This is a genomic window from Pseudanabaena mucicola FACHB-723 (assembly GCF_014696385.1).
Taxonomy (GTDB): Bacteria; Cyanobacteriota; Cyanobacteriia; order Pseudanabaenales; family Pseudanabaenaceae; genus Pseudanabaena.
In genome coordinates, this window is record NZ_JACJQB010000001.1 from 178,989 (window position 1) to 197,021 (window position 18,033).

The following is an 18,033-nucleotide window of genomic DNA, read 5'->3' on the forward strand; positions in this document are numbered from 1 at the left end:
AGCTGCATGTTTGTTCTTTATAAGAATTTTATTGGTAAGAGTAGCAAAAAGGGGATAGTGCAATTGTACTATCCCCTTTTTTTACTTTACTCTACACCTTCAATGCGGTCTTCGAGTTCTTGATAGAGTTCACGCAATCTATCCAGATTCTCTTCACTGGTTTCCCAATAGCCGCGACCATTGACTTCTAGCAAAGTTCCAACAATTTTACGGAACGAGTTGGGGTTGAGATTTTTGAGCCGATCGCACATCTCTTTATCGTTCACATAGACATCATTAACATCTTCGTAAACCCAGTTATCTACTGCTCCAGCCGTTGCCGACCAGCCCATTGTGTTGACAAGGCGCTTGGAGATTTCGCGCACACCTTCATAACCACTCTTGAGCATTCCCTCATACCACTTAGGATTGAGAATCTTGGTGCGGGTATCGAGGCGAACTGTCTCGGTGAGGGTGCGAACTTGGGCGTTTGCAGTAGTGGTATCCGCAACAAAAGAGGCTGGTTTCTTACCATCTTTACGCAGACTGCCAACGAGCTTAGTGGGGTCAGAGTCGAAGTAGTGAGATACATCGGTGAGACTGATTTCTGACGAATCCAAGTTTTGGAAGGTCATGTCAACAGTTTTCAGTGAGGCTTCGTAAAGCTGACGCTGTTGCGTGTTGCTGACGTTAGCACCGAAGGCGAATGACTTGCGCGATAGATACATCTGTTGCAATTCTTCTTCGTTTTCCCATGTGCTGTTTTCCACAGCGAGGTTAACGTTAGAGGAATAGGAACCCGATGAGTTGCTGAATACGCGAGTTGCAGCTTGACTGATGGTTAAGCCAAACTCTTCCGCTTGGGCGATCGCATGTTTCCTGACAAAGTTCATTTCCAAAGGCTCATCAGCTTCGGCTGCCATTCTCACGGCGCGATCGATCAAGTCCATTTGATTCACGAATAAATCACGGAATACGCCAGAACAGTTAACCACGACATCAACGCGAGGTCTGCCCAGTTCTTCGAGGGGAATCATTTCTAGACGGTTGATGCGACCAAGAGCATCGGGCATGGGCTTCACGCCAATCATGCAGAGAACTTGGGCAAGGGATTCACCGTAGGTCTTGATGTTGTCGGTTCCCCAGAGGACGACAGCGATCGTTTCGGGATAAACGCCATTATTGTCTTGACGTTGACGCTCTAACAGACGATCGACTACGGCTTTCGCTGCTTGGACTGCGGCACTCGTGGGAATCGAGTTGGGATCAAGCGCGTGCATATTCTTGCCAGTGGGCAGCACGAGTGGATTACGAATTGGGTCACCACCGGGACTAGGCAGGATGTAATCGCCTTCAAGAGCCTTAATCAATCCGCCCAGTTCGTTGTCGGCAACGATTTGCTTGAGACAGAACTCAAGGAACTCAAATAGAGGCTTGATGTCGTCTTTATTGACATTGCCATAACCCGCTTCTTGGAGAATTTCGATCCAAGGTTCAGTTTTGCCCATGCGGAAGAAGTTGAGAACCGAGAGCTTGGAAACTCTGCCATCGTCATCCGCCTTGGCTTTGACCAATGCACCAACGGCTTGATTAGCGGCTTTGCGAATATTTGCCAAGAGTTCCACATCAGCGTAAATGCCCTTGTCACTGGATTTATAAAGCTGTTCGATATCGCGACCGATCGCTTCACACATAATTCGCAGAAGGGATTTCATGTTGTCTTCAGGGCGATCGAAGCTGGCGATGCTAGTCAAAACATCGGTCACATCTTCCACTTTCGGAGGTTCGCCAACCACATGCAGACCACATGGCAGAACGCGGGATTCGATTTCCATCAGTTTGTTGTAAACCTGACCGATGACGTTATCACGTTCTTCGAGAGACATTTCCTTGGCATCTTGCTCAGGAAGTGCCACATCTTTGTCTAGGTTGACCAACCTTACCTTGTCCATGATCGTGTTGGTAATCTGCACGCCACGACCACCTGTACGCAAGTCTTTGTAAGACGCAATCAATTCACTCAGTTCTTGCAAGTTGCGGCTCAAGCCTGCATTTTCGGGCGCAGGAGTGATGTAGCTGATGATTGTGGCATAACCACGACGTTTAGCGATCGTGCCTTCTGATGGGTTGTTAACTGCGTAGTAATAGATATTAGGCAATCCACCGATCAGGCTATCGGGGTAACAATCACCAGACATACCGACTTGCTTGCCAGGCATGAATTCCATTGAGCCATGAGTACCGAAGTGGAGAACGGCATCGGCTCCCCAAATATGGTTGAGGTAGGTATAGTAAGCGACAAAGCCGTGGTGAGGAGATGCGGACTTACTAAAGAGTAAGCGCATGGGGTCGCCTTCATAGCCAAAGGTGGGCTGCACACCTACGAATAGATTTCCGTACTGCTTACCGAAGATCAGTAGGTTCTGTCCATCGGAGTTGAGATGTCCAGGAGCAGCTCCCCATTGCTCGGTAATCGCATCAACGTAGGGAGTGTTGGCTTCATATTCACTGACGGGCATCTTGTAAGCGATGTTCAATTCGGGGCTACCAACCATTGCTTCAGGGTCATGCAAGATTTCCGTCATCATTTCGTGGGAAGTCTTCGGCAGATCGGTAATGTCATAACCGTTATCGCGCAATGCTTCCGCAACCTTATGAATGGAAGAGAAAACATCTAGATAGGCGGCAGTTCCGATATTACCCTTATCGGGAGGGAAGCTAAAGATGGTGATTGCTAACTTCTTCTCATGGCGAGGTTTGCGGCGCAGGTTTGCCCACTTGATTGCACGGTTAGCGATAGTCTCGACGCGATCGCCGAGGGCATGGGCGCGACCTGTGGCACTATCACGACCAGAGAGAACGATGGGGTCAAGTCCGCCATCGAGTTCGGGTAGAGCAACTTGCAGGGCAACTTGTACAGGGTGCAGACCAAGGTCGCTATCTTGCCATTCTTCAGTAGTTTGGAAAACTAGGGGTAGTGCCACCATGTAGGGGCGGTTGAGCTTGGCGAGAGCTTCGATCGCTTTAGGATGATCTTGCTTTGCGGGCCCCCCAACGAGGGCAAAACCAGTTAAGGAGACAACGCTATCAACGATTGCGCGATCTTTTTGTTGGGGATCGTAGAAATATTCTTCCACTGCTTTCGAGAAATCTAAGCCTCCGTTGAATACGGAAATTACTCTTGCACCAAGGGATTCTAGTTCTTGTACCATTGCCACGTAATGCGCGTCATCGCCTGTGACTAGGTGAGTCCTTGCCATTAGCAGACCCACGCATGGTGCGAGAGGATCTTTCATTTCGTCAGGAATATCGGTACGGCTGTTGAACCAATCTAGATATTCGGTTGTGGACTCAAACATTTTAGGAGCGAGGGGATGCCACAGCCCCATATCAAGAAAGGTGACGGGATCTTTAATCTGTACCCGTTCGTATCCATTTTCCTTGGCGCGTTCTTTGGCGGTGGGCAGATAGTTTTGAGCAAGCATCAACAGGAAGTTTTCGAGGTTCTCGGTTGATCCGCCTAGCCAATATTGCAGGCTCAGCATGAAATTACGAGCATCCTGCGCTTTTTCCATGGGCATGTATTTGAGGATTTTGGGCAGAGTCTGTACGACCTTGAGCATACTGTCTTGGAAAGAACTGCCCGACTTCTCTTTACGCTTCCGCATAAATTGTGCGATCGCACTTTTGGACTGCCCTAGGTTTTCCATACTAAAGCTGCCCAATTTATTGAGACGCATTACCTCTGGCATGGATGGAAATACAACGCAGGCAGCTAGTCGATCGCGGTGGGGTTGCACTGCTTGGGCAATCTTGGTTGCCATATCGTCAATGAAGATCAGCGAGGCGATAAACATATCTGCTGCCGCGATATCTTCTTTAAATGCCTCATAATTTTCAGGGCTGCGTAGCTCTTCAATTAAATATCCACTTACCTCGATCGCTAGGTTAGGATTATTTTTATTAATCGACTTGACAGCCGCCGACATGGCGCTCTGGTACTGAGGTTCAAGCACCACATACACCAACTTCATTAAAACCCGACCCTGTAAGTTTTCGGGAATAATACGTCTACCAGATACGGTTGCGATCGGTGGCATAGAAGTGAACATGCAGTCTCCTTAAATTACTGTCCTGATTTTTGGGGGGATATATATTGCGTTTGGTTATATGATGTCAATTTTGTTACATACCGTAACAATTGGCAATTAAAGATTTATACCTATTCACTATTTAATACCAGACAACCATTGCAGTGGTTGATTTTGGGCAGTAAATGCAATAATTTGAAATTGATTTGTTTATATTTTGTTACATTTTGTGAGCTTTGTGATAAAGAAATGTAAAAGTTATTGTAGTGATATCCAGAGATTTCCATTAGCTGTCAGAAGCCACTGGGGTATACACAGTCACCAGCAATGACTTCTTAAAATTTGGGTTTTGTTGTTGTGAAGAAATTGCCAACGGCGATCACAACAAAATCTTCGCTATAGACTATGGAGATTGCTACGAGAAAATAACTGAAGTGCAAGGAGTTCGTTATGAGATCGGATATGAGATCGGATTACGATTACTTGATTGTCGGCAGTGGCTTATCAGCGCTGGTTTTTGGGGCTTTGATGGCAAATTCTGGTAAGCGTGTGCAAATGCTAGAAGCCCATGAGCATCCTGGTGGATTTGGGCATACTTTTACACTGGCAAAGAAATATACTTTCAATGCTCAATTTCACTATGTTTGGGATTGTGGCGAAGGTCAGACGGTAAATCGGGTACTCCAGAAATTGGGGCTAGACCAAGAGGTAACCTTTGAGCGATATGACCCTCATGGCTTTGATCATATGCGGATGGAGGGCTATGCCCTAGATATTCCGTCTGAGCCTGAGGAATTGATTCAGCGATTGATTAAATTGTTTCCAGAGGCTGGCGATCGCATTCGTGGTTTTGTGCATGAAGTGGAGAAGACGAGCATTGGTCTTAAAAATCTTGCGCCACCTGTGAGACCGATGCAACTGCTTAAACATGCCCGTGAAGTGCTGTGCGCAATTCAGTATCTCAATAGTACGCTGCAAGATGTATTTGATAAATTTCAACTGCCACAGGCTGCCCAAACGCTGTTGGCGCTGCAATGGCCAGATTTTTTACTGCCTCCGAATCAACTGTCTTTCTATGCTTGGGTCGCGCTTTTTAAGGGCTATCAGTCGGGGGCATTTTATCCGACACAGCATTTTGAGCATGTGATTAATTCACTGGTTAAGGTGATTGAATCCCACGGTGGACGAGTGTTGCTGAATCATGAGGTGATTAGTTTTAAGGTTTGCGATCGCAGTGTTACGGGTGTGGAGGCGATGAATCTCGTCACTCATGAAGGTCAAGAATTTACAGGTAAGAATGTCATCTGCAATATTGACCCCAAAAAAGCCGCCAAAATGATAGGTGAGGAAAAGTTCTCGAAGTCGGTGCGTCAAAAGCTCAATTATGACTATTCGCCATCGAACTACATGGCTTACTGTGTGGTCAAAGATCTGGATCTGCGAAACTACGGATTTGGAAATTGGAATGTTTTCCATTCGGGGCATGAGAGTTTAAATGAGTCCTTTACGCAGATGTATGAACATCATGACTTCTCTAATCCTAGCTTTGCGATTACCACACCAACTTTATTGACGGAAGTGGGTGGCGACTGTCCAGAGGATTGCCAGATTGTAGAATTTTTGACCGTTGCCAATTATGGCTACTTTCAGCAATTACTGAATCGCGATCGCAAAGCCTACAATCAGAAGAAACAGGAAATTTTTGATTCGATTGTGGATGTCGTCGAGAAGCAATATATCCCTGATTTCAGGAAACATCTGGTCTTTCATGTCACGGGTAGCCCCACTACTAATGAGCGTTTTTGTGGTTGTCCCCAAGGTAATTCCTACGGCTCTAGTCTCACGCCTCGCAATATGGGTTTGGGGCGGTTAAATCATGAAACTTCGCTTAAGAATTTCTATTTCTGTAATGCATCATCGGGTTATCCCGGATTTGCGCCCACCTTTTGGACAGGAGCGCTGCTGTATCAGAGATTATCGGGCGATGCAATTTTAACAGCTTAATACTTTACTTCCTCCGCATAGCGGAGGAAGTAATCTCAAAAACAAGTAATTTGGAGTCTAGCTATGAAAATCGCGGTCATCGGTGGTGGTGCAAGCGGTATGACTACCGCTTACTTGCTCGATCAGCAACAACATCAGGTCACAGTCTTTGAACGACAACCGATGTTGGGCGGTCACATTCGCACCTTAACCAAAAATGTGCAGCCAAATTTATCGAATTGCGATCGCATGTTGGAATGTGGTGTTTTAGAGTTTCCCACCGTATTTCACAGCTTTGTGAAACTGATGCAGGAGCTAGGCGTTGAGCTAAAACCGATTAATGTTGGTTCAGCTCTATTTCCTAAGGATGGCAGTCGTTTTTTGTCGGGCGCGACCATTGATAAAAATTATCAGGGTTTTCAAAAATTATTGGAATATCTCCGATTTGATCTAGTTCATGCAAGTTCCGTGGGATTGTGGTTAGAAGCCAGATTTGCCGAGATGGAAGACTTTTATGATCAGCCGATGTCAAAGTATGTTCACAATCACAGCATCAGTAATATTTGGCTGAAACTATTGACTATGTACAGCTATTCCATGCCCTTTGAGCTGATTGACGATTTTCCTGCCGAACTAGCTATGCCAATGTTGCGCGATTATATTGCCGTCAAGTGGCTTAGGGTGGAAGGTGGCGTTTATTCTTATATTGAGAAGATGCTCCAACGTTTTCAGGGCGAAGTTGTCCTAAATGCTGATATCCAATCGATTTCCCGCAGTCATGATGGTGTCAGTATTTTGCGATCGCAAGATCAAGTACAGAAATTTGATCGCGTCGTATTTGCGACACCACCCGATCAGGTCTTGGCGCTACTGAGCGATCCCACCGAAGCGGAGGTCAGACGGTTTTCGGCATGGCAAGCGAATCATATGCATACGATTGTGCATTGTGATTCATCCATTTATGATCGCCATGACATTCATAATCCTTCCGAATTTGACTTTTTCCAAACCGATCATCAGTGGGGATACAACAGTTACTTAAATGATCTTTGTGGATTTACAGCTCCAGAGCATTATTTTCTTTCATTTCAACTGGAAGATTTAATTGCCAAAGAACGACTAATTCATAAACAGGCACATCATACACCGCTCTATACTACGGCTGCTTTTCGATACCGTGATGAAGTTGTAAAGACTAATGGTGAAAACAAAACCTATCATGCAGGGGCTTATCTTGGTGATGGTTTACATGAGGGTGCGATTGCATCTGCTTATCGAGTTGCGGAATTACTTTCCCCTGTTGCGGTCTAATCACGGTCTACAGCGATTTGCGCTCAAACAAATTAAAGGACTATGCTCTCTGAACATAGTCCTTTAACCGTCGTTTTGATTTTTCAGAATAACCTCCATTGATCAATCTAAAGCGAACTCGGAATGGAGAAGTTAGCGATTTTCTCTCATCGGTCTCTTTACCAGATTGTGGTCTAGCTCTACTCTTTAGAAGGAGTATCACTACTACGGTTGATGGTGAAAGAAGTTTACTACGACTCCACTAATATATTAGCATAACTGCCAAAAATAGAACGACTTCAACCTTAAATCAATTTGCGTTGAATATAACTAATCATGTCTTTTAGGGAAATCAATTTACCGTAGTCAGCTTCGGGGATTTCGATGCTAAATGCCTCACTGAGGCCAATTAACAAGTTTAGAAAATCAAAGGAATCAATGCCTAAAGTGGTGCGGATATCTTCGTCCTCACCAAGGCTATCGAGATCGGCTTCTGGCGCAATATTGCCCAATAGATTACCGATGGTTTCTTTAATTTGGAGTTCGCTAGTAATAGTCATAGAGAAATCACCTCTTATTATTTTCTAGTTAATTACAGTGCTTCCACTGCTTGCAAATGAGCATTTAAAGCTTGTAGAAACTTCGCGCCAACCATGCCATCGGTGGCACGGTGATCGCCTGCGATCGTTGCAGTCACGACAGGACGAGCGCCGACCATGCCATGCTCTGCCCAAGGTTGTTCCGCTATCTTGCCGAAACCAATAATTGCCACTTGTGGCGGATAGATGACACCATAGACTTTCTCTACGCCGATATCACCGAGATTGGTAAGTGTAATCGTGGCATCGGATAGCTCAGAACTGCGGAGATGACCGCTACGGGTGCGGGCGATCAGGTCGCGCATCGCGGTCATCAGTTCGTCAAGATTTTTTAGATCGGCGTGGTGGATCGCTGGGGTGACTAATCCACCTTGACGGAGGGAAATCGCAAAACCAATATGAATACCTTCCTGCACTTGCAGATGATCATCGACCCAATAGCCATTGAGTTCAGGAACATCCACTAGGGACTTGGCTACGGCTTTAATCAACAAGACTACGGGCAAAATCCGATCCTTAATCGATCGCCGTTGATTTTCTGCTTCTAGCCATTGCAAGGGATGGCTCATATCGATGCGAGTTTCCAAATAGTAATGGGGGATATCCCGATTTGCTAAGGACATCGCCGCCGCGATCGCTCGCCGCATTCCTGATTGAAAATCGCTGGTAGAAGTGGATTTAGCAGCAGGTTTCTCGGCAGGCGGCATAACAGTTGGCGATGGTGCAGATACGGGTTGTTTTTGCAAAGTCGCCGCCCGTTCGATGTCGGCTTTCTCAATTGCGCCATCAGCACCAGTACCTTTGACCGTCGTGAGGTCAACTCCCAATTCAGTAGCTAGTTTTCGTGCAAGCGGAGAGACGCGCAGACGTTCGGATTTTGCGATCGCAGGTGCAGGTGTTGATTGAGAAACCTCTTGAGAGATTTCTTTTGGTGCAGGTATAGAAGGTGCTGAAGAAGTGACTGGTACAACCTCATTTTTGACAGTCTCTTCAGTGTGGATTTTTGCCATCACCGTTCCCACAGGAACCTTTGTCCCTGTCTCTAGCAATAACTCTTCAACCACGCCATCCATGAAGATTTCAATCTCCATAATCCCTTTGTCGGTTTCCACATCAGCGATGATGTCGCCACGTTTGAGGCGATCGCCTTGCTTGACTTTCCAATCCACTAGCGTTCCTGTTCGCATATCTGCGCCCAGACTAGGCATACAAAAATCAGCCATGTTTACTCACCATTTTGCGTACAGTTTTGACAATCGTTTCAACTTGGGGCAGAGCCGCTTGCTCTAAGTGATGGGCATAGGGAATTGGCACTTCTACCGCACAAATACGCTCAACGGGCGCATCGAGTTCATAAAAAGCCTGTTCCATAATCCTTGCGCTAATTTCTGCCGAGATACTGCCACTGCGCCAACCTTCATCTACGAGCAGAGCGCGATGGGTTTTAGCGATCGAAGCAACAATTGTGGCATCGTCGAGGGGGCGCAAAGTTCGCAAGTCGATCACCTCTGCGTCAATACCTTCTTGAGCAAGGGTTTCGGCGGCTTCTAAGGCTTTAAATAGACTCATGCTGTAGGTAATCAAGGTGATATCACGACCAACCCGACGTACACAAGCGCGATCGATGTCCACGGCTCCTGCATCGGCGGCAATTTCGCCTTCCATGTTGTAGAGCAAAGTATTCTCAAATATCAGCACAGGATCGGGATCTTGCAGAGCTGTCCAGAGCATTCCTCTAGCATCTTCTAACACCGCAGGGACGAGGACTTTAATGCCGGGGATATGGGCATACCAACATTCCAAACTGTGGGAATGTTGGGCGGCTAGTTGCTTACCGCCGCCCGTACCCATGCGGATTACCAGTGGCACATTTAACATGCCGCCTGACATATGCAAATAAGTAGCAGCAGTGTTGAGAATTTGGTCGGCGGCGAGCAAACTAAAGTTCACGGTCATGATTTCCACAATCGGACGCATTCCGCCTAGTGCTACACCAATCCCTGCACCTGTAAATCCTGATTCGCATAGGGGGGTATCGATAATGCGATCGCAACCAAATTCTTGCAGCAATCCTTTACTCACGCCAAAAGCACCACCATAGCGCCCCACATCTTCACCCATGAGGAATACCCGTTCATCCTTACGCATTGCGTCACGCATCGCTTCACGTACGGCTTCCCGATAGGTGATATGTATGGTTTTGGGAGCTTCAGGATTGACCTTGGGTTCTGTTTCCATAAACATATCCGTAAATGCGTTCATACTGAAACCTCCTGCCGATCGCTCGATTCGGAATAAACAAAGCGGGTCAAGTCCTCAACGGGTTCCCAAGTACCAGCTTCGGCAAAGGCGATCGCAGTTTCAATTTCGCGATCGATGGCTTCTTGCATGGCTGTGAGGTCAGCATCACTTAGTAACCCTTGAGCTTGCAGTTTTTGGGTGAGATTTGCGATCGGGCAGCGTTGTCGCCATTGTTCCACTTCAGCTTTATCACGATATAGCTCAGCATCAAACATAGAATGGGCGCGGAAGCGATAGGTAACGCATTCTAAGAAAAATGGTTTGACTCCTTCGCGCACTGCCGCCACCGCCTTTTGAGCCGCCGCTTCCACTGCTAATACATCCATACCATCGACCGATTGGCTATCGATGCCATAGCTACGGGCTTTTTCGGGAAAGTTATTCACGGAGTGCGAAAATCTAATCGCCGTACCCATAGCGTACTGGTTGTTTTCGCAAATAAATAGAATAGGAACTTGCCACAGGGCGGCTAAATTCAGGGCTTCATGGAATTCACCTTCGGCGGCGGCTCCATCACCAAAAAAGCAACAGGTAACTTGGTTTCTACCCATCTTTTTATCGGCTAAGGCAAGACCAACGGCAATGGGCAAGGCACTGGCGACGATCGCATTACCACCATAGAAGCGGCTAGCCTGATCGAATAGATGCATCGATCCGCCACGACCACGACAGCAGCCTTCCAGTTTGCCAAACATTTCCGCCATCACCGCATTCATGGATACTCCTCGCGCCAAAGCCTGTCCATGTTCGCGATAGGTGGCGATAATTGCATCCTCTGGTTTTAAAGCTTGGATCACACCGACAGCAACCGCCTCTTCACCGTTGTAGAGATGCATAAAACCACGAATTTTCATGGCGCTATACAGTTCAGCACAGCGATCTTCAAAGCGCCGAATCCGCAACATTTGCTGGAGCAGATCGCGTAAATGCTGACTCTGATCGGGATCAATTATGGGAGCCTTTGCCACAGGCGGCTCCACAGCATTTTTACTCTTCATTAGTTTGTCTCCAATGTCGATAAATCGCCTTCAGGTAAGCCCAACTCACGGGCTTTGAGCAAGCGCCGCATGATCTTGCCACTGCGGGTTTTTGGCAAGTTGTCTTGAAATTCAATCTCTTTGGGTGCGATCGCCGAGCCAAGTTTTTTACGGGCAAACCCGATTAAATCAAGCTTTAAGGTTTCACTGGGTTGATAGCTAGGTTTTAGGGATACAAAGGCTTTTACCAATTCGCCAATTGTGGGATTTGGTTTCCCAATTACTCCTGCTTCTGCAACGGCAGGATGTTCCATCAAAGCACTTTCTACTTCAAAAGGACCAACCATATGTCCAGAGGTTTTGATGATGTCATCTTCACGTCCGACAAACCAGAAGTAGCCATCCTCATCACGCATCGCTAAGTCACCTGTGATATACCAGTCACCCGTAGCTTCGCTTACAGAATCATTCAGAACGTCACTGACAAAGCACTTACGATAGCGAGCATCATCATGGAGGTAGCCCCGAAACATCGACGGCCATCCAGTTCGCAAGGCAAGATCGCCATCAATATTCGGTTTATCGATGATTTCCATCGTGCCATCTTCATGTCGCCGCACGATGGCTGCTTCCATTCCTGGCAAAGGACGACCCATCGAACCAGGGCGAATATCCATTACCGCGTAATTTGCGATCGCAATGCCGCCTGTTTCCGTTTGCCACCAATTATCGTGAATTGGTAAACCTAGTTTTTCTTGACCCCAGACTACAGCTTCAGGATTGAGCGGCTCACCAACGCTACAAACGAGACGGAGATGGCTCAAGTCATACTGTTGACGTGGTTCCATATCCATTCGCATCAAGCGCCGAATCGCAGTCGGAGCGGTATACCAGACCGTCACTTTTTGGGTTTCCAAAATTTTATACCAGCGATCGGCATCAAATTCTGCTTCATCAATGATGCTGGTGATGCCGTGGGTCAACGGCGCGATAATGCCATAGGAAGTTCCCGTCACCCACCCTGGATCGGCAGTACACCAATAGATATCATTGGGGTGCAGATCGAGGACATATTTAGCAGTCATATAGTGCATATAGACCGCTTGATGCACATGGATTGCCCCCTTCGGCATTCCCGTTGTGCCACTGGTAAAGTGTAGCAATGCCATGTCTTCTGGTTCTGTCACGACGGTGCGAAATTCCGTCGATGCGGATTGCATCAGTTTTGGTAATGACAGCAAGCCATCATCAACATCTTCTTCCGCATCAGCTAACAAAATGTATTGCAACTTGGGTAATCGCGATCGCAAAGACTCGACTTTTTGTTTGTAAAGTAATTTGGTGGTGATCAGCACCTTGGCATCACCGCGATCCATGCGTTGATAAATTGGTTCGGGACCAAAGGCTGAAAACAGTGGACAAAAAACGCTGCCATTCTTCAATGCACCAAGAGCGGCGATGTACAACGCAGGAATCCTTCCTGCCAAGACAAATACGCGATCGCCTTTGGTCACACCTAAGCCTTGCAAAACATTAGCAAAGCGATTACTGTGCGCCTTCAGGTCGCCATAGGTAAAGTCGCTAATTGTCCAATCCTTATCAATAAAACGCAGGGCAATGCGATGGGCTATAGCTTCTGTGGCATGATGCTCGATCGCAATATCGGCAATATTAATATTTCGATGGAGTCCACGGAGATCGCTTGCACCTGTTAATTCCTTCGCGATCGTTTCCCAAGAAAAATCACGCCGCACTGTATCGTAGTCTGACAAGTTGGGCGGCGTAGATCCTGCTGATTGGGGCTTGTGAATGGGTTTCCAGTCCATACTCAGTTCACCTCCGAGCAAAAATAGAAAACTCGCACCTATAGATAATCAGAATTTATAGATAAAGTAATTCTTAAATGGGTTCTTACACAAAAAACATTCCACTCATGCCCTTAACAGATAAGGGACGTTAGGGTGTTAAGCCTATCTGTATAAGATTAGTAGCTAAATTACTGAAAAGCTATTTGTGTAAGTTTATGAAGTTAATAGAGCTTAAATATGTATAGGCTCATCCTTAGACTACTCCACATTTACAAACGAAAATAATTAATGTCACACATCTTGATAATCTGACGTTTAGAGGCAATTTAGAAGACAATAAGGTTATAGATAGAATCTGCAAGTCATCAAGTCATAGGATTCAATGAGAGGTGTGTTATGTCTGAATCTATTGCCAAGACTTCTTATACCGATCAAATGAAGCGAGTGCGTAACCAAACTGGCAAGCTCTCTAGCGCTTTACCAGAAGTAATGAAAAACTTCTATGCTCTCAGCAAAGCTTCATCTACCGATGGTGTGATTGATGGCAAAACTAAAGAACTCATTGCCCTTGCGATCGCAGTGGCAATCCATTGTGATGACTGCATCGGTTTTCATACCAATTCTGCGCTGAAGGCAGGGGCAACGAAAGAAGAAATTATCGAAGTCTTAGGAGTAGCGGTGTTTATGGGTGGAGGGCCAGCCTTGATGTATGCAACCCATGTCATGGAAGCAATGGAAGAATTGCAACCTAGTAGCTAAATAGCTTGTACCGTCAGCTAGACGGACGGTACAAGCTATTTAGCTGGCGGAAACAACCTGACTGACTAATTTTTCGGGAACTTCCTGCAAGCGATCAAAGGTTTTACTGAAGAAGCCCACACCCATGGTTTGCGATCGCAATTCGAGGATTAAACTCTGCATCTCCATTTCAGGAATATATGCCGAAACCTTATCCCAACGTTGCCAGCCAGCTTTGGACTCATAGCCGAGAATCTGTCCGCGCCGACCGCTTACCAAACGCAAGGCACTGGATGTATATTCTGTGGGAATCGAAATTTCTACAAGATTGATCGGTTCAAGGAGAATTGGCTCACAGGTAGCCATACCCTCTTGCATCGCCAGTCTTGCCGCCTGTTTAAAAGCTTGCTCAGAGCTATCAACGGAATGATAGGAACCATTAGTCAAAGTGACCGCAATATCGACAATGGGAAACCCTAAGATGCCTTTATGCAAATATTCGCGGACACCTGTCTCGACACCCGCAATATATTGGCGTGGCACAACGCCACCAACAATCGTTTCCGCAAATTTAAAGCCTTCACCCCTTGGCAATGGTTGAATATCGAGATAAACATCCCCAAACTGTCCATGTCCGCCCGATTGGTGCTTATAGCGACCGTGGGAATTGGTGGATTTGCGGATAGTTTCTTTGTAGAGAATTTGGGGTGCATGTTGGCTAATTGGTAAGTTATATTTGCGCCGCATTCGATCAAGGGCAACTTGTAAATGGATTTCGCCCTGTCCCAAGAGCACAATTTCATGGGTTTCCGTGCGTTGCTCCCACCGCAGGGCAGGATCTTCTTCACAGAGCTTGTTGAGAACGTTGCTGAGTTTCACTTCGTCATTACGCTTTTCGGCAGCAATTGCCCAAGCAAATACTGGCTCTAGGGAATTTGCGATCGCAAGTGGCTCAATATTTTGTCCTGTGGTCAAGGTATCGCCAGTTTTTGCACCTTCCAATCGCGCAACTGCCACAATATCGCCCGCCTCGGCGCTGGTGATGGGCTGCTGTTGCCCACCCATGAGTCGATACAAGCCGCCAATACGACTACCATTCAGTACCGTGCCATCGGTGAGCTTGCCGAGCCACAGACGTACCAGTGAGAGCTTGCCACCCTGTGGTGTGTAGTAAGTCTTCAGGACTTGGGCGACAGGCGCAGCAGCATCAGTGGGTACATAACTAGCAAGTTGCTGACGGTGGGCGATTGTGGCTTCAGGTTGAGGAGATTCGATCACCAAGGCTTTGAGCAATGGACGCACCCCAAAATCTTGCTCAGCAACCCCAAAAAAGACTGGTACAATCTGGTCTTCGCTCAGTTCCTTTTGCAAATCGGCAAGCACTTCTGCTTGGGAAGGCTTAATTTCCGTCAGCAATTCTTCTAAGAGATGATCATCAAAATCGGCAATGGTTTCTAGCATGGCTTCCCGTTCCACCTGTTCCTGTGCTGCCAGTTCCTCGGATAAGGCGATCGCATCGGGAGCAGCATTGACGTGATATTGATAGGCTTGCTCGGTTACGAGGTCAATAAAACCAATCAAGTCGTTGCCAGAGCTAATCGGATATTGTTGGGCGACAAGGGGACGACTAGAGACGGTTTTGAGAGCTGCCAATTGCGATCGCAAAGCTTGGGCATGGTTGGTATCCCCAGTCAGCCGATCCATTTTGTTGATAAAAATCAGGTGGGGAATTTTCCAGTCGTCAAGGAATTTTAGTAATGGGGCAATTGTATTGACGCGATCTCCATTTGGTTCACAGACCACAATCGCCAAATCCACCCCCATCAGTGCATGATAGGTTTCTTGGAGAAATTCCACCGAACCAGGGCAATCAATCAAATTGAAGTGAATTCCTTCATAATCGATGCTGGCAACATTTACCTCCACACTCATACTGCGATCGCGAGCTTCGGTGGAACTATCCCCCACTGTGTTTTTATCGGTTACTTTACCCTTGCGAGAGATAGTCTTGGTTACGAAGAGAAGACTTTCTAAAAGTGTCGTTTTCCCGCTCAGATAAGAACCGACTAAAGCAATGTTACGTGTACTAGAAGTCTGCTTACTATTCATGATTACAAGCCTCTGAATCTGCTCTGAAACTTGTGCTAAACACTAGTAATTAGCGCAAGCTCCGATTTTGATTTTGAACTACTTAAGCAATGCTACTACGCTTCCGTGACTCCTTATAGGAAGTCGTCACATTGCGTAACCCAGACTTCACCATTTGTTGTTCCAAGATCGCAAAAAAGCGCCGCCGATCGCTACTTGTTACCACCGCTTGATTATGGGCTTCTGCTAAGGCGACAGGATAGCCATAGCCTTTTTGTACCTGTGCGAGGATGATCTGTAAAGCTTGCGATCGCAATCCTGCATCTAGGGCTGTCCAAGCAGGCATCTCCACTCTTGCTATTTCTGTACCGACATGGAGATAACAAAAATAAATATGATGTTCTCCATATTCTTGCAAAATCCGCGCTTGACTTTGCCAAAGCGGACTGCACTCGCCCACTTTTAATAAACGCTGCCACAATGCGCCATCGCGCAAAGGCTGAAGTTGGCTACAAGGCGCAACATCTAAGGGATTAGCCGCGCAATAGGTCACGCAATCAGGTTGCTCAAAGGGGCAAAGTTGTAATCGCAAAAAATTAGTTGCTTCCGTCGCACGGGGGGCGCTGATATAGCCTGCAAGGGGAATTCGTTGCGATTTCAAGTTGTCCCATGCAGCGATGATGTCTGGCAACAATTGCGATCGCGCTTCGGCAGGAATATCATCAAGTTCCCAATGAATTAATGCCCCATCGCTAAAGGCGAGCATTGGTAAAGGTGATCGCGATCGTGTTTCGATTGCTAGATTTACCAGCGCCACATTTTCGGCAACTGTCCGCCGCAAAGTCATCCATTGCTCAGTCTGGATGCCCCATTGTCGAGCCTTATAGAGATCTTCAGTTTTATAAAATACTTCAGGAAGATGATCGAGTAAGGGATAGATTCCCGAATTGTAGAAAATCGCGACTCTACCAATATTAATTAAATAGCAATAGGCAATTTCATGGCGGCTCGGTGCAATTTGTGAACCATCGGTAGCGACGACAATATGTGGTGTAGTTATGGGTATGATTTCCTGTCTTTGCGACAGATGCTCGACGGGTTCGGCACAATTAAAAATTTTGCGATCGCGAAACTGTTGGCTATGTTGACAAAGTTTGGCTTGGTTGACGGTAGCTTGCTGGAAAACAGTTTCAGCGCGATCGAGTTTGACGGTCAATTGCTGGGCTTCTCTTTGCAATTGTTCAGACATGCCTTGCATCTGTCCCATCAATTTCTGTAAATCCAGCATAATTACTTCTCTATCAGATTACAAGATTGCAAGTTGTAGGATTCATTATCACATCAACTAATTTATTAATTTCGTGAGTTTATACTTATTTTAAAAGCTTTTAATCCTTAGAAAATTTAGAAAAAAGGACATAAAAGTATTATCCTAAAAATAGTAGGTGTGGCGTTTTAGGTTTCATGTTGCGGCAAATTTTACAAATTTCTGGGGAATAGCCCTAAAAATCAATCAAGAGTATATTCAAGATGTCTATTAACAATATTGAGATTCGTTTGCTTCTAAATCTATGGGATTTGGGGGCAGGTCAGGGCATGGTGAATAAGGGCAAGGTCTTACCGTCTTTTAGTGGTAAGGATAAGGATGTCAAGAAAGCTGAGTATAAAAATGCTTTGCAAGCTTTGATCGATGGTGGGGCGATCACTGCGTCTACTAAGTATTCACTGACGGATGCGGGTTTGCAAAGTTTGGCTGATGGGTTGCGATCGCCTGATTTTAGTTTTCAAGGGGCAACGTTAGTCAGCAGTCGTTTGGCTAATGCAGCTTTGCGATGGTTTCAGCAAAATTCGGGTGAGGTTGCGGATGTTGAGTCTGCGCCGAAGATCTTGTCTTACGATGAGTTTAAGGTTGTGGCTTTAGAAACTTACGATCAACTTAACCGTGATTACAACTTTGATAATCTTGTCCCTATTTATCGGATTAGACGGGCGATCGGTGAGCGCGTCACTCGTACTCAGTTTAACGACTGGATGCTAGAAATGCAATCAAATGAAATTTTGCAACTTGTAACTGGTTTAGTTACAGACCTCACGCCAGACAAGGAAGAAGACTCGATCACGACCGAACTCGGCGGTTTGCGTTACTACGCCAAACTTTTGTAAATGAATATTGCTCTGG

The 18,033-nt window shown here is 46.3% G+C and carries 12 protein-coding genes; 4 read left to right on the forward strand and 8 right to left on the reverse strand.

The window, feature by feature from the left end; genetic code table 11:
• Positions 1-86 precede the first annotated feature (86 nt).
• Positions 87-4,091: a magnesium chelatase subunit H gene (locus H6F41_RS00775; protein ID WP_190401558.1), complete on the reverse strand. Its 4,005-nt coding sequence runs from the start codon at positions 4,089-4,091 to the stop codon at positions 87-89.
• A gap of 441 nt (positions 4,092-4,532) precedes the next feature.
• On the opposite strand from H6F41_RS00775, the gene H6F41_RS00780 reads away from it, so the two are divergent.
• Together H6F41_RS00780 and H6F41_RS00785 are read left to right on the forward strand one after the other, a co-directional pair.
• Positions 4,533-6,074, forward strand: coding sequence for a phytoene desaturase family protein (locus tag H6F41_RS00780; RefSeq protein ID WP_190401559.1), 1,542 nt, complete (start codon positions 4,533-4,535; stop codon positions 6,072-6,074).
• Between the two features lie 63 nt (positions 6,075-6,137).
• Complete coding sequence (locus H6F41_RS00785) at positions 6,138-7,364, forward strand: FAD-dependent oxidoreductase (RefSeq protein ID WP_190401560.1); 1,227 nt, start codon at positions 6,138-6,140, stop codon at positions 7,362-7,364.
• A 284-nt stretch (positions 7,365-7,648) separates the two neighbouring features.
• Here the strand turns inward: H6F41_RS00785 and H6F41_RS00790 are convergent, their stop codons facing one another.
• From H6F41_RS00790 to acsA, 5 genes are read right to left on the reverse strand one after another with little or no spacing between them, the layout of a single operon-like run.
• The gene (locus H6F41_RS00790) at positions 7,649-7,903 is read right to left on the reverse strand and encodes an acyl carrier protein (RefSeq protein WP_190401561.1); all 255 of its coding nucleotides are present in this window, start codon (positions 7,901-7,903) and stop codon (positions 7,649-7,651) included.
• Between the two features lie 32 nt (positions 7,904-7,935).
• Positions 7,936-9,165 (reverse strand): dihydrolipoamide acetyltransferase family protein, encoded by a 1,230-nt coding sequence (locus H6F41_RS00795; protein WP_190401562.1) that lies wholly within the window; start codon positions 9,163-9,165, stop codon positions 7,936-7,938.
• The gene (locus tag H6F41_RS00800) at positions 9,158-10,180 is read right to left on the reverse strand and encodes an alpha-ketoacid dehydrogenase subunit beta (protein WP_190401708.1); all 1,023 of its coding nucleotides are present in this window, start codon (positions 10,178-10,180) and stop codon (positions 9,158-9,160) included. The genes H6F41_RS00795 and H6F41_RS00800 overlap by 8 nt, the downstream gene beginning before the upstream one ends.
• A 20-nt stretch (positions 10,181-10,200) precedes the next feature.
• Positions 10,201-11,241 (reverse strand): pyruvate dehydrogenase (acetyl-transferring) E1 component subunit alpha, encoded by a 1,041-nt coding sequence (gene pdhA / locus H6F41_RS00805; RefSeq protein WP_190401563.1) that lies wholly within the window; start codon positions 11,239-11,241, stop codon positions 10,201-10,203.
• Positions 11,241-13,046: an acetate--CoA ligase gene (gene acsA, locus H6F41_RS00810; protein WP_190401564.1), complete on the reverse strand. Its 1,806-nt coding sequence runs from the start codon at positions 13,044-13,046 to the stop codon at positions 11,241-11,243. Before acsA ends, pdhA begins: the two co-directional genes overlap by 1 nt.
• Before the next feature lie 378 nt (positions 13,047-13,424).
• On the opposite strand from acsA, the gene H6F41_RS00815 reads away from it, so the two are divergent.
• Positions 13,425-13,787 (forward strand): carboxymuconolactone decarboxylase family protein, encoded by a 363-nt coding sequence (locus tag H6F41_RS00815; RefSeq protein WP_242022859.1) that lies wholly within the window; start codon positions 13,425-13,427, stop codon positions 13,785-13,787.
• A gap of 39 nt (positions 13,788-13,826) precedes the next feature.
• Here H6F41_RS00815 and H6F41_RS00820 read toward each other — a convergent pair whose 3' ends face one another.
• Positions 13,827-15,875 (reverse strand): elongation factor G, encoded by a 2,049-nt coding sequence (locus H6F41_RS00820; RefSeq protein WP_190401565.1) that lies wholly within the window; start codon positions 15,873-15,875, stop codon positions 13,827-13,829.
• A gap of 82 nt (positions 15,876-15,957) precedes the next feature.
• The gene (locus H6F41_RS00825) at positions 15,958-17,142 is read right to left on the reverse strand and encodes a DNA double-strand break repair nuclease NurA (RefSeq protein WP_190401566.1); all 1,185 of its coding nucleotides are present in this window, start codon (positions 17,140-17,142) and stop codon (positions 15,958-15,960) included.
• 242 nt (positions 17,143-17,384) lie between these two features.
• Here H6F41_RS00825 and H6F41_RS00830 point away from each other — a divergent pair, with 242 nt between their 5' ends.
• Complete coding sequence (locus H6F41_RS00830) at positions 17,385-18,017, forward strand: hypothetical protein (protein WP_190401567.1); 633 nt, start codon at positions 17,385-17,387, stop codon at positions 18,015-18,017.
• Positions 18,018-18,033: the final 16 nt, after the last annotated feature.

What these genes read in the sequence shown, in the direction of transcription:
- H6F41_RS00775 (WP_190401558.1), bottom strand. Translation starts at nt 4,091, where the DNA reads ATGTTCACTTCTATGCCACCGATCGCAACCGTATCTGGTAGACGTATT.
- H6F41_RS00795 (WP_190401562.1), bottom strand. Translation starts at nt 9,165, where the DNA reads ATGGCTGATTTTTGTATGCCTAGTCTGGGCGCAGATATGCGAACAGGA.
- H6F41_RS00790 (WP_190401561.1), bottom strand. Translation starts at nt 7,903, where the DNA reads ATGACTATTACTAGCGAACTCCAAATTAAAGAAACCATCGGTAATCTA.
- acsA (WP_190401564.1), bottom strand. Translation starts at nt 13,046, where the DNA reads ATGGACTGGAAACCCATTCACAAGCCCCAATCAGCAGGATCTACGCCG.
- H6F41_RS00800 (WP_190401708.1), bottom strand. Translation starts at nt 10,180, where the DNA reads ATGGAAACAGAACCCAAGGTCAATCCTGAAGCTCCCAAAACCATACAT.
- H6F41_RS00820 (WP_190401565.1), bottom strand. Translation starts at nt 15,875, where the DNA reads ATGAATAGTAAGCAGACTTCTAGTACACGTAACATTGCTTTAGTCGGT.
- H6F41_RS00825 (WP_190401566.1), bottom strand. Translation starts at nt 17,142, where the DNA reads ATGCTGGATTTACAGAAATTGATGGGACAGATGCAAGGCATGTCTGAA.
- H6F41_RS00780 (WP_190401559.1), top strand. Translation starts at nt 4,533, where the DNA reads ATGAGATCGGATTACGATTACTTGATTGTCGGCAGTGGCTTATCAGCG.
- H6F41_RS00830 (WP_190401567.1), top strand. Translation starts at nt 17,385, where the DNA reads ATGTCTATTAACAATATTGAGATTCGTTTGCTTCTAAATCTATGGGAT.
- H6F41_RS00785 (WP_190401560.1), top strand. Translation starts at nt 6,138, where the DNA reads ATGAAAATCGCGGTCATCGGTGGTGGTGCAAGCGGTATGACTACCGCT.
- H6F41_RS00815 (WP_242022859.1), top strand. Translation starts at nt 13,425, where the DNA reads ATGTCTGAATCTATTGCCAAGACTTCTTATACCGATCAAATGAAGCGA.
- pdhA (WP_190401563.1), bottom strand. Translation starts at nt 11,241, where the DNA reads ATGAAGAGTAAAAATGCTGTGGAGCCGCCTGTGGCAAAGGCTCCCATA.